General features: G+C 45.4%; 10 protein-coding genes. 9 read left to right on the top strand and 1 reads right to left on the bottom strand.

What is annotated here, in order from left to right:
* The first annotated feature begins 47 nt into the window (after positions 1-47).
* From AOB49_RS05940 to xth, 9 genes are all read left to right on the top strand, one after another.
* Entirely contained in the window at positions 48-1,073 is a 1,026-nt protein-coding gene (locus AOB49_RS05940; RefSeq protein WP_062308934.1) for a YVTN family beta-propeller repeat protein, read from the top strand.
* 8 nt (positions 1,074-1,081) lie between these two features.
* Positions 1,082-1,852 carry a polysaccharide deacetylase family protein gene (locus AOB49_RS05935; protein ID WP_062308932.1) on the top strand — a complete coding sequence of 257 codons (771 nt, stop codon included), beginning with the start codon at positions 1,082-1,084 and terminating at the stop codon, positions 1,850-1,852.
* Positions 1,853-1,867: 15 nt separating this feature from the next.
* Positions 1,868-2,842, top strand: a complete 975-nt coding sequence (locus AOB49_RS05930) for a sterol desaturase family protein (RefSeq protein ID WP_062308931.1) — start codon at positions 1,868-1,870, stop codon at positions 2,840-2,842.
* Between the two features lie 43 nt (positions 2,843-2,885).
* Complete coding sequence (locus AOB49_RS05925; protein WP_245640623.1) at positions 2,886-3,746, top strand: EI24 domain-containing protein; 861 nt, start codon at positions 2,886-2,888, stop codon at positions 3,744-3,746.
* Positions 3,739-4,599 (top strand): competence/damage-inducible protein A, encoded by an 861-nt coding sequence (locus AOB49_RS05920; protein ID WP_062308927.1) that lies wholly within the window; start codon positions 3,739-3,741, stop codon positions 4,597-4,599. Before AOB49_RS05925 ends, AOB49_RS05920 begins: the two co-directional genes overlap by 8 nt.
* A gap of 200 nt (positions 4,600-4,799) precedes the next feature.
* Positions 4,800-6,215 (top strand): type I glutamate--ammonia ligase, encoded by a 1,416-nt coding sequence (gene glnA, locus AOB49_RS05915; protein ID WP_062308925.1) that lies wholly within the window; start codon positions 4,800-4,802, stop codon positions 6,213-6,215.
* 11 nt (positions 6,216-6,226) lie between these two features.
* The gene (glnL, locus tag AOB49_RS05910; protein WP_062308923.1) at positions 6,227-7,363 is read left to right on the top strand and encodes a nitrogen regulation protein NR(II); all 1,137 of its coding nucleotides are present in this window, start codon (positions 6,227-6,229) and stop codon (positions 7,361-7,363) included.
* The gene (gene ntrC, locus AOB49_RS05905; RefSeq protein ID WP_062308921.1) at positions 7,360-8,811 is read left to right on the top strand and encodes a nitrogen regulation protein NR(I); all 1,452 of its coding nucleotides are present in this window, start codon (positions 7,360-7,362) and stop codon (positions 8,809-8,811) included. Before glnL ends, ntrC begins: the two co-directional genes overlap by 4 nt.
* Positions 8,804-9,652: an exodeoxyribonuclease III gene (xth, locus tag AOB49_RS05900; RefSeq protein ID WP_172793397.1), complete on the top strand. Its 849-nt coding sequence runs from the start codon at positions 8,804-8,806 to the stop codon at positions 9,650-9,652. Before ntrC ends, xth begins: the two co-directional genes overlap by 8 nt.
* Here the strand turns inward: xth and AOB49_RS05895 are convergent.
* Positions 9,649-11,784 carry a M3 family metallopeptidase gene (locus AOB49_RS05895; protein ID WP_062308920.1) on the bottom strand — a complete coding sequence of 712 codons (2,136 nt, stop codon included), beginning with the start codon at positions 11,782-11,784 and terminating at the stop codon, positions 9,649-9,651. The two genes, xth and AOB49_RS05895, sit on opposite strands and share 4 nt — an antisense overlap.
* Positions 11,785-11,797: the final 13 nt, after the last annotated feature.

Here is an 11,797-nt window from a genome sequence, read left to right as displayed (position 1 = left end):
CAAATTTGCCCGTTTGGACTTAGGTCTCTTTGCTTACAATATGCCTTATGCGTACATTTATAAGTAAATCAAGATTTGGCAAAGTTTTTGCTTTTGCCATATTTTCCTATATTGGCTGTCAATATACCGCTCTGGCTCAGAGTGGTTCTGTGGCAGACCCCAAGGAACCAAAGCTGGCGGTAATTCTGAATTCCGGTGAGGCGACCGTAAGCTTAATTGATATGCCATCACGCAAGGTGATTAAGACGGTTCCAGTTGGAAAAGAGCCTCATCATTTAATGATCACTCCAGATCAAAAGACATTATTAATTGCCAATGCTGCCGGCAATGATGTGGATCTGATGAATCCTACAAGCGGCGAGATCACTGGCAAGATTCCCAATATTATCGACCCTTATCAAATTGGCTACTCTCCAAATTACAAGTGGTTTATAGCAAACGGTAATCGTTTAGATCGGGTTGATGTGTATCACGCACAAGGCGCGGATTTGAAGTTGGCTAAGTCAATCAAATTGGGTAAAACGCCGAGTCACGTAGCGTTTACTGCTGATAGCAAGATCGCTTTCATTACCCTGCAAGATTCAAATGAGTTAGCCGCAATCGACTTAGATACTCAGACTGTCATTTGGAAAATGCCTACAGGTAAGGTTCCTGCTGGCGTATGGATGACTCCAGGTGATCAATATCTATTGATCGGGATTACTGGTGAAGATAATGTTCAGGTGATTGACTGGAAGAACCGTAAAGAGGTTAAACGTATATACACCGGCAAAGGCGCTCATAATTTCCGCCCCTTGGGTGATAAAAAACATGTGTTTTTGAGTAATCGCATTGCTTCAACGATTAGCTTAATCAATATGCAAACTTTGGAAAAAGTTGGTGATATTACCGGCTTGCCTGCGGGTCCCGATGATATGGAGATTACGCCAGATGGAAAAACATTGTGGGTGACATTTCGTTTCTCAAAAAAGGTGGGGGTCATCGATATCCCTTCGATGAAGTTGCAAACCGTGATTCCAGTTGGCAAGTCTCCTCACGGTGTATTTTTTACGCCTAGAGCTGGCTGGGAATAAGGGCGCTCATGTGCTTGAGGATGAAGATTGCCGGGCTATTGGCGCTTACTATCTTAGGCATTTTCTCCTCAAGCTCACCAGCACAAGAAGTTCAGTGTAAAAAAACCGTTTACCTTACGTTTGACACCGGCAATATGTCGGTAGCCCAAACGGTAGCAGATATTCTTAATCGTCAAAACGTTAAAGCCACCTTTTTTCTGGCGAATGAAAAAACAAGTCAAGGCAACTTTTCCTTGGATGATTTCTGGAAGACCTATTGGCAGGAAAGGGTGAAAGAGGGGCATCACTTTGGAAGTCACACCTTTGATCATCTTTACTTTATTAAAGATGGCGCTTTAGGGGAGGTGATTGCTAAACCTCAGTTCGGCCCTAAGGCGGGGGTAAGTAAGTCTTATAGCGAGTCCAACTACTGTCGTGAAATTAGAAGGGTTGATGAGCGATTCAAGGAGCTGACCGGGTCTAATTTGGAAAAAATTTGGCGTGCCCCAGGTGGCAAAACATCACCCCGCTTAATTCAAATGGGTGAGCATTGCGGCTATCAACATATTGGCTGGAGTCCTGCGGGTTTTTTGGGTGATGAACTTAATTCCCAAACGCATCCCAATCCATTGTTATTAGAGCGGGCTAGTCAGGGTTTAAGGGATGGTGATATTACGATGGCGCACCTTGGGATTTGGTCAAGAAAAGACCCTTGGGCTCCAGCGGTTTTGGAGCAATTGATTATTAACCTTAAAAATCGTGGTTTTTGTTTTGCTACGCTACCAAAATCAATGAAATAAGTCACAATTAGAGACATGGAAAATAGTTCCGTCCTCTCAATGATTTCTGCGGCGTATGCAAGCGCTCAAGAATTCATTTTTGCCAATATAGCTGCTCCTATCTTGTACCAGTTCAATTTAATGGCCTGGGCTGAAGATGTATTTGATGGCATTGATTGGTTTTTGTTTGGCTGCATTCAAGTTTTTTTGATTTTGACCGTATTGCGTACCTGGGAGAGGTTGGCTCCAGCCGAACCCCAAGAACGATTCGCACGCTCAAGTAGAGCCGATGTTGTCTATACATTATTCCATCGCTTGGGTTTATTTCATGGACTGTTTTTTATCTTGCTATCTGGCTTCTTTTTTGATATTGATGCGGTATTACATGACTTCCGATTTGCAAGATTGAACGTCGAGTCCTGGTGGCCTCCATTTACAGCGATTCCGTTAGTTAGCTTCTGTATCTATTTTGTCTTGCTGGATTTTATTGAGTACCTTTACCATCGCGCATCGCATCGTATACATTGGTGGTGGCAGCTCCACGCCCTTCATCACAGTCAAACAGTCATGACCGCATGGTCTGATGATCGCAATCATATTTTGGATGACATCATGCATGCGGTAGTTTTTGCATTTTTTGCTTTGCTGTTTGGTGTATCACCCACCCAATTTATTTTATTGGTTGTATTGAGTCAATTTATACAGAGTTGGCAGCATGCCAATATTAGGGTGCATCTAGGTTCGTTTAAGTATCTGTTAATTTCCCCTATGTATCACCGCATGCATCATGCGATTGGATATGGCTATGAAGCTAAGGATAGGCCTGGAGTCTTGGGGGGTTGCAACTTCGGCGTATTGTTCCCCTGGTGGGATATGATTTTTAATACGGCAATCTTCCCTCGTGATGTGTATCCAACAGGCGTCAGGAATTTATCTGTTTCTAATAATGTATTGGTGCAGCAGTGGCAAGGTTTGAGGCACTCCTTTCGGGAATTACTTTCGAAGAAGTAATCGTATTTGTTTGTTAGGGCGTAAATAAGAAAATATGGACAGCATGCAACAGGTTTTTAAGTCATTTGGCTTGGCAATGATCGGTGCCATGCATCCTAGGATGTTGTGGTTGAGCCTACGCCCTTTTCTGATTGTGTCGATTTTGTGGGGGTGTCTTATTTGGTTAACTTGGACGCCAGCGCTAGAGATGCTCAGCAGCTTCTTAACAACCTCTATCTTTACAAGTTGGATTCAGGAAGGTTTGATTTGGGTTGGTTTTGAAAACGCCAGAGCGTGGATAGCACCACTATTTTTCGTCATGCTCTTAATTCCATTGATCTCTATAAGCCTGTTGGTTTTTATTGCCTTTACTACAGTTCCAGCAATTGTTCGTAGTGTTGCGCGTCAGCACATGTACAAAGATCTGCAAAAGAAAAAGGGCGGCGGATTATTCGGTAGCTTGATTTATACAATTTGGTCGGCATTGATTTGCTTGGTTCTGGTGATGCTGACTTTGCCAGTTTGGTGGCTACCTCCACTTGTAGCGGTTCTCCCCCCACTGCTATGGGGCTGGTTAACAATGCGCTTAATGTCCTACGATGTTCTTGCCGAGCACGCGAGCACTGAAGAACGTGATATTTTGCTGCAAAGGTATAAGTGGTCATTGCTAGCCATGGGTGTTGTATCCGGATTACTTGGTGCCGTACCTACTTTTTTCTGGGCTACTTCAGCTTTGGCCCTCGTATTGTTTCCGATTGTGAGCTTTGTGGCTCTCTGGGTTTACTCTTTAATATTTGTATTTGCCGCCTTGTGGTTTACCCATTTTTTATTGGATGCCCTAAAGGATTTGCGTGAAGAAGAGCTAGAGAAATCCCTTAATATCGAGGCTCGCGTTATTGATATGGAGTTACCTTACCATGGTTGATCAAGTAAAGAATGTAGCTATTGATGTGCCAGAGTTATTGAATCGGCGTTTCGGTTTAATTGTGATTGGCGATGAAATATTGTCAGGTCGCCGTCAAGATAAGCATATGAATACGCTTATTGAGCTTTTGAATGAACGAGGTCTGAGTCTGTCTTGGGTAAGGTATGTTGCTGATAATCCCGATCAGATTACTGCAACGCTAGTTGATGGCTTTGCTAGTGGAGATGTTGTGTTTAGCACGGGCGGTATTGGTGCTACTCCTGATGACCATACTCGTCAATGTGCCGCATTAGCGCTGGGCACTACCTTAGAGCTCCATCCGACTGCTCGGGAGTTAATAGCAGGGCGCATCCAATCTATGGCTGAGGGAGATCCCATCAAGGCTGATCTCAACACCCCTGAAAACCAACATCGCTTCAAGATGGGAGAGTTTCCTATTGGAAGTGAAATTATTCCTAACCCTTATAACCAGATCCCTGGTTTTCGAATTAAGGAACTTCACTTTGTACCCGGCTTCCCAGTAATGGCTGCGCCCATGATGGCCTGGTGTCTTGATACCCACTACAAGAATTTATTTCATCAAGAAAACTGGGCTGAGCAAAGTTTTATCGTACCTAAAGGCATTGAGTCTGTCTTAACACCCCTGATGGAGCGCATTGAGTCTGCTTATCCTGGGGTTAAGGTCTTCAGTCTTCCGTCTGTTGGTGATCCTGCGAAAGAGGGTGTTTATGCTGAGCGCCACATTGAGCTTGGAATTAAGGGGAATGCGGATCTTTTAAATAGCGCATGGATTGCCCTTCGTTCTGGGACTGAGGCCTTAGGCTATGAAATCCATGATATTTCAGCTGCTTAATTAGCACTACTTTGGTGCAAATTAGCTTATTTCCTGCTTTTACAGGGGTAATTAAGCACCCAAGTAGTGCAATAATGTGTCATACCATTTGTTTGCTTCAGTAAATTAGATACATCCCCACGGCATATTTGATGCCTGGAATAAACAAGGGTTTATGCCTTAGGTTTGTATTCCGAATTTAGTTAATAGAGGAGATTTGCATGACGAAGACCGTCGCCGATGTGATGAAGTTAGTTAAAGAGAAAGAGTGTACTTTCGTTGATTTCCGTTTTACCGATACCAAGGGTAAAGAGCAGCACACAACAGTTCCTATCTCCCATTTTGACGAAGATAAATTTGAGAGTGGTCATGCATTTGACGGTTCTTCTATTGCTGGCTGGAAAGGCATTGAAGCTTCCGATATGTTGTTGATGCCTGATCCAACTGCAGCATACATTGACCCATTCTATGAAGAGCCAACGTTAGTTATCACCTGTGATGTGATTGAGCCTTCAGACGGTAAAGGTTATGACCGCGACCCACGCTCGATCGCTAAACGTGCAGAGTCATACCTCAAGAGTACTGGCTTGGGTGACACTGCATATTTTGGCCCAGAGCCAGAATTCTTTATTTTTGATGGCGTCCGTTGGGGTGCTGACATGCAGGGCTGTTTCGTTAAGGTTGACTCCGAGGAAGCTCCATGGTCTTCATCTGCTGAAATCGAAGGTGGTAACACTGGTCACCGTCCGGGCAAGAAGGGTGGTTACTTCCCAGTTGCGCCAGTCGATACATTCCAAGACATGCGCTCCGAAATGTGTTTGATTCTGGAGTCATTGGGCATTCCAGTTGAAGTGCACCACCATGAAGTTGCTGGCCAAGGCCAAAATGAATTGGGTACCAAGTTCAGCACATTGGTAGAGCGCGCTGACTGGACTATCTGGCAGAAGTATGTGATTCAAAACGTAGCGCATGCTTATGGCAAGACGGCAACATTTATGCCTAAGCCAATCGTCGGCGACAATGGTTCAGGTATGCACGTTCACCAATCTATTTGGAAGAATGGCGAGAACTTATTTGCTGGCAATGGCTATGCTGGTTTGTCTGAGTTTGCTTTGTTCTATATTGGCGGTATCATTAAGCACGCTAAAGCATTGAATGCAATTACTAATCCAGGCACTAACTCATATAAGCGTCTAGTTCCAGGCTTTGAGGCCCCAGTGAAATTGGCCTACTCTGCACGTAATCGTTCCGCTTCAATCCGCATTCCACACGTTTCCAGTCCTAAGGGTCGTCGTATTGAGACGCGATTCCCTGATCCATTGGCTAATCCATATCTCTGCTTCTCAGCATTGATGATGGCTGGTTTGGATGGTGTGCAGAACAAGATTCATCCAGGTGAAGCTGCTGATAAAAACTTGTATGACTTGCCTCCAGAGGAAGATGCAAAGATCCCAACTGTGTGCGCAAGCTTAGAAGAGGCTTTGGCAGCGTTGGACAAAGATCGCGAGTTCTTGACTCGTGGCGGTGTCTTTACTGATTCTATGATCGACGCATATATCGCATTGAAGATGGAAGATGTCACACGTTTCCGTATGACAACTCATCCGATCGAATTCGATATGTATTACTCCCTGTAAGCGAAGGAGAAATGTTGAGCGCAGGTCTATTGCGCAATTCGTTCAAAGGGGCAGCTTCGGCTGCTCCTTTTTTTCCGACATTGCTCGACCAAATGCCAAATGCCATTGTGGTGTTTGAGGCAGGAAACCAACAATTGGTTTATGTGAATCCAGCTGCAGAATCAGCCTTGGATCTTTCTCGTAAATCACTTGAGGGTCAATCTGTGCGCGATTTATTTGGCGATAACGACTCTCTTGCTCATATGATTGACGAGGTAAAGTTAGGGCATGTAGCTGCTCAACGCCAAGAGATGGTATTGAATTCCTTGCCTGGCAGCATTCATCAAGACTCTATTCCCGCCCATGTTGTAATTGCTAGCTTGGAAGATCCAAGCTTAATCATGATGGAGTGGTTTCCAATAGATCAACAATTACGCAGTGAGCGTGATGAGCGCGTAACTCAGCAGGTAGAGGCTAATAAGCAGTTGATGCGTAATTTAGCGCATGAAATTAAGAACCCATTGGGTGGTATTCGTGGTGCAGCCCAACTCTTAGAATTTGAACTTCCTGAGAAGGGTCTGCGTGAATATACGCAAGTCATTATTAAAGAATCCGATCGCTTGCAAACCTTGGTAGATCGATTGCTGGCGCCACATCGTAAAGCCCATGCTATGGAGTCCTTTAATGTCCATGAGGCTTTGGAGCGGGTGCGGAGTTTGGTACTCGCTGAGTTTCCTAAGGGCTTAAGGATTATTCGTAACTATGACACCAGTCTGCCAGAGGTTTTGGGTGACCGTGAGCAGTTGATACAGGCCGTTCTGAATATTGCGCATAACGCAGCGCAGGCTCTTTCTGAAGAAATTCGGGATGGAGTTGCTCAGATTGAATTTAAAACTCGTGTTGCCCGTTCGGTCACGATCTCAAAACATCGCTATAAGATGGCCATGGATCTACATGTGATTGATAACGGTCCCGGTATTCCGGAGGATATTCGTGAGCGCATCTTTTTTCCTTTGGTATCTGGACGAGAGGGCGGCAGTGGTTTGGGTTTAACTTTGGCCCAAACATTTGTTCAGCAACATCAGGGCTTTATAGCTTGCGAGAGTCGACCTGGTTTCACTGATTTCCATATTCAAATTCCTTACCGTAGGCAGGAGAAAGTATTATGAAACCCATTTGGATCGTGGATGATGACCAATCAATTCGTTGGGTACTCGAGAAGGCGCTGACACGGGAGAATATTCCTCATAAGAGTTTTTCTAACCCTAATGATGTATTGGATGCCCTGGAAAAAGAAACTCCACAAATCTTGATTTCTGATATCCGCATGCCACGTGGAAATGGTTTGGATCTCTTGCAATCTGTCAAAGAGACTCATCCTTTATTGCCCGTCATTATCATGACCGCTTATTCGGATTTAGATTCTGCAGTTTCTTCTTTGCAAGGTGGTGCATTTGAATATCTAACAAAACCTTTTGATATTGATAAGGCGGTTGAGCTTATTCGACGCGCAATTGAACAAAGCGAACGCAACTCCACAGGGAATAAAGAAGTAGCCGGTTGGAGGCAGGATTCCACCGAAATTATTGGCCAGGCGCCAGCGATGCAGGAGGTTTTTAAGGCGATAGGAAGGCTTTCTCAATCGCATTCAACTGTCCTGGTTACGGGTGAGTCAGGCACCGGCAAGGAGATGGTTGCTCAAGCCTTACATAAACATAGTCCGCGCGCTAAAGGCCCTTTTATTACTTTTAGTACGGCAGCGGTGCCTAAAGAGCTCTTGGAGTCCGAATTGTTTGGTCATGAACGCGGAGCTTTTCCGGGGGCGCTAACCTTGCGGCGTGGGCGCTTCGAGCAAGCTGATGGCGGCACCTTATTTTTAGATGAAATTGGTGATATTCCATTTGATTTGCAAACGCGGCTATTACGCGCCTTATCGGATGGACACTTTTATCGTGTTGGTGGCCAAGATCCGATTAAGGCAAATGTCCGCATCATTGCCTCCACTCATCATCATTTAGAAGCTAAAGTAGCTTCAGGAGCTTTCCGAGAAGACTTACTCCACCGCTTAAATGTTATTCGCTTGAGGATGCCCCCCTTACGTGAGCGCGCGGAAGATATACCTGCATTAGCACGCCACTTCATGACGACATGTGCAAAATCCCTAGGAGTCGAAGTTAAAAAAATCTCTGATGAGGCCTTGAAAGAAATGAGTTCCATGTCTTTTCCTGGCAATGTTCGTCAACTTGAAAACTTATGTCATTGGCTCACGGTCATGACGCCATCTAATATCATCGGTAGCAGTGATTTGCCTGCTGATATATTGGCTGAGGCAGGGGCGCATCCTGTTCTTTTAGAGGGTGACTCTACTCCATCGGCTCCTGTTGCTGCTAGGGGCGTTGGTATTGATTGGGAGGCCGGCTTGTCCCGTATCGCCGTAAAGATGCTGCAGGACGGCGAGCTAAATGTTTATGATGCTTTGTGCTCTAGATTTGAAAAGGTTATCTTGCAAGCGGCGCTCGAGGTTACTCGAGGTCGTCGTGTAGAGGCAGCTCAAAGATTGGGTATTGGTCGAAACACAATTACCCGTAAGCTTCAGGAGTTGGGAATAAATGACTGAGTCATTGCGGATCGCCGCATGGAATGTGAATTCATTAAAGGTTCGACTGCCCCAGGTCATTAAGTGGCTTGACGATCAGGCTCGAACTAAAAAACCAATCGACGCTTTATGTCTTCAAGAATTGAAATTAACAGATGATAAATATCCGCATCGAGAGCTTCAGGAGGCGGGGTATTTGAGTTTGGCTGCAGGGCAGAAAACCTATAATGGAGTCGCAATTTTATTGCGTCGAGCGGCATTAGCGCCAATGGCCTCTGATTTAGAGACGGCTTTTCTAAAGCCTGTTCGAAATATTCCTGGTTATGCTGATGACCAGCAGCGCATTCTAGCGGCTACAGTGTGTTTTAAGGGGGTGCAGCCAATACGTCTGGTGTCGGCATATTTCCCCAACGGCCAATCTCCTGATAGCGATAAGTTTGTCTATAAACTGAATTGGCTAAATGCCTTGGAGGGTTGGCTAAAGGATGAGTTAACTCAAAATAACCGCTTGGCATTATTGGGTGACTTTAATATTGCTCCAACGGATTCTGATGTGCATGATCCATCAAAGTGGATTGGTCAGAACCTGGTGTCACCACCTGAGCGTAAGGCATTTGAGCAACTCACTGAATTGGGTTTATATGACTCATTTCGCTTATTTGAGCAAGCGCCAAAGTCTTTCAGTTGGTGGGACTACCGGATGATGGGTTTTAGGCGTAATGCAGGGATGCGAATTGATCATATATTGTTAAGCGACGCCCTGAAGAATAAATGCACAGCCAGCATAATCGATAAAGAGCCGCGCACTTGGGAGCAGCCGTCAGACCATGCTCCCGCAGTCGCAGAAATTACACTGAATTAAATCGCCGCACTTAATCCGCCATGACGCAAGAGTGCGTCAATACTGGGTTCGCGTCCTCTAAAGGCTTTAAAGGATTCCGCAGCGGGACGGCTACCACCAACTTCTAGGATTTCTTTGCGGTAGCGTTTGCCGGTCTGGGCGTCTAGGACGCTACCAGTGAGTTTGGCTGCCTCCTCAAATGCAGCATAGGCATCGGCAGAAAGGACTTCTGCCCATTTATAGCTGTAATATCCGGCGGCATAGCCCCCCGCAAAAATATGACTAAAGGTATTTGGCCAACGGGAAATTTCTGGCTGGGGAATCACATTAAACTCGCTGGCGATTTTTCTTGATAGCTCTAATACTGCTGACTCCTTAGCATCTTTAGCGTCAAAGCTTGAATGCATCCGCCAATCCGTTAGCGAAAATACAATCTGCCTCAGAGTACTAAGACCGTTTTGAAAATTCTTAGCAGCTAACATTTTGTCAAATAACTCTTTGGGTAAAGGCTTACCAGTTTCGGTATGTGCGGTCATGGTTTCTAAAACCTCCCATTCCCAGCAAAAGTTTTCCATAAACTGGCTTGGCAACTCCACGGCATCCCATTCCACGCCATTAATTCCTGACACACCTAAAGCGCTGACTTGGGTGAGAAGGTGATGCAGGCCATGACCACTTTCATGGAATAGGGTAATCACATCATCATGCGTAATCGTAGGTTGGCGTAATACACCATCTACTTTTACAGGGGGAGCGAAGTTGCAGACCAGATACGCAACGGGGATTTGGATTTCACCATTAGGTAATTCGCGGCGACCTCTCGCATCATCCATCCAGGCGCCACCACGTTTACCTGGTCTGGCATATGGGTCTAGGTAGAAATAGGCCAAGACTTTATCGGAGCTATCGCTGACCGAAAACGACTGAACATCTGTATGCCATGTTGGAAGGTCCGCAGCATTAATTTTCACACCAAAGAGCGTTTGAATTAATCCAAATAAACCATCCAATACTTTTGGTAGAGGAAAGTATTGTTTTAATTCGTTCTCAGAAAAGGCGTAGCGCTCTTGCTTTAGCCGTTCAGAAGCAAAAGCAATATCCCAAGGCTGTAGATCGCCTTCAAGATTTAAATGAGATTTAGCAAAATTTTGTAGCTCTAGCCAATCCTGTTGTGCGTATGGTTTTGCTCTAGTTGCGATATTGCTTAAAAATTGATCAACCTCTTGAACGCTCTGAGCCATCTTGGGGGCAAGACTCAAGGCGGCATAGTTGTTGAATCCGAGCATGCGTGCCTCCTCATCGCGAAGGCGCAATTGCTCAAGCATATTTTCAGTATTGTCCCAATCGAGCTGGCCATGACCAAATTTAGGGCCTAACTCAGAAGAGCGAGTGACGTAAGCTTCATACATGAGACGGCGCAAATTTCGATTTTCTGCGTATTGCATTACCGGAAAGTAAGAGGGGAAATGTAGTGAAAATACCCAGCCCTTGAGATTCTTCTGTGTTGCGTTGTCAGCAGCGGCAGCTATGGCATCCTCTGGCAAGCCAGCAAGCTCATCTTCATTTTGAACAAGGTGAATAAATCCATCGGTAGCATCCAGAACATGGTCTGAGAATGCCTTGCTAAGCACTGCCTGTTCGTCTTGGATTTTTGAAAAGCGGGTCTTCTCAGAATCAGGAAGCTCGGCGCCTCCAAGGCGAAAATCTCTTAAGGAGTTTTCAATCACTTTTTTCTGGGCAGTTGATAGCTTGGAAAAATCGGGACTTTGTTTGAGTTGCTTAAACTTATCGTATAACGCGAGGTTCTGTCCTAGACTTGAAAAAAATGCAGTCACCTTAGGCAGCATCTCTCCATAAGCAGCACGTAGTTCAGGGCTATCCGCTACGCTATTGAGGTGAGATATTACCCCCCAGGACCGTCCTAATGACTCTGTTGCATCCTCCAGGGGTTCGACTAACGCACTCCATGTTGCTGGCGTTGCAGCCTGTGTGGCGTAATTCACCGCGCTTTCCGCTTGCTTCAATAGGTGGCAAATTGCTGGAGCAATATGAATGGGCTTAATTTGCGAGTAAGCGGCAATCCCTCGACCAAAAGAAATTAAAGGGTTTTCCGCAACGTCAGCGGAGGGTTTTGGGGCTAAAGAGGTAGTCATCCCTCTAGCTTAA

It is taken from the genome of Polynucleobacter sinensis (genome assembly GCF_001595985.1).
In the GTDB taxonomy this organism is placed as follows: domain Bacteria; phylum Pseudomonadota; class Gammaproteobacteria; order Burkholderiales; family Burkholderiaceae; genus Polynucleobacter; species Polynucleobacter sinensis.
This window is presented reverse-complemented; position numbering and strand designations above follow the sequence as displayed.

What these genes read in the sequence shown, in the direction of transcription:
- AOB49_RS05920 (WP_062308927.1), top strand. Translation starts at nt 3,739, where the DNA reads ATGGTTGATCAAGTAAAGAATGTAGCTATTGATGTGCCAGAGTTATTG.
- AOB49_RS05925 (WP_245640623.1), top strand. Translation starts at nt 2,886, where the DNA reads ATGCAACAGGTTTTTAAGTCATTTGGCTTGGCAATGATCGGTGCCATG.
- AOB49_RS05940 (WP_062308934.1), top strand. Translation starts at nt 48, where the DNA reads ATGCGTACATTTATAAGTAAATCAAGATTTGGCAAAGTTTTTGCTTTT.
- glnL (WP_062308923.1), top strand. Translation starts at nt 6,227, where the DNA reads ATGTTGAGCGCAGGTCTATTGCGCAATTCGTTCAAAGGGGCAGCTTCG.
- xth (WP_172793397.1), top strand. Translation starts at nt 8,804, where the DNA reads ATGACTGAGTCATTGCGGATCGCCGCATGGAATGTGAATTCATTAAAG.
- AOB49_RS05935 (WP_062308932.1), top strand. Translation starts at nt 1,082, where the DNA reads ATGTGCTTGAGGATGAAGATTGCCGGGCTATTGGCGCTTACTATCTTA.
- AOB49_RS05930 (WP_062308931.1), top strand. Translation starts at nt 1,868, where the DNA reads ATGGAAAATAGTTCCGTCCTCTCAATGATTTCTGCGGCGTATGCAAGC.
- ntrC (WP_062308921.1), top strand. Translation starts at nt 7,360, where the DNA reads ATGAAACCCATTTGGATCGTGGATGATGACCAATCAATTCGTTGGGTA.
- AOB49_RS05895 (WP_062308920.1), bottom strand. Translation starts at nt 11,784, where the DNA reads ATGACTACCTCTTTAGCCCCAAAACCCTCCGCTGACGTTGCGGAAAAC.
- glnA (WP_062308925.1), top strand. Translation starts at nt 4,800, where the DNA reads ATGACGAAGACCGTCGCCGATGTGATGAAGTTAGTTAAAGAGAAAGAG.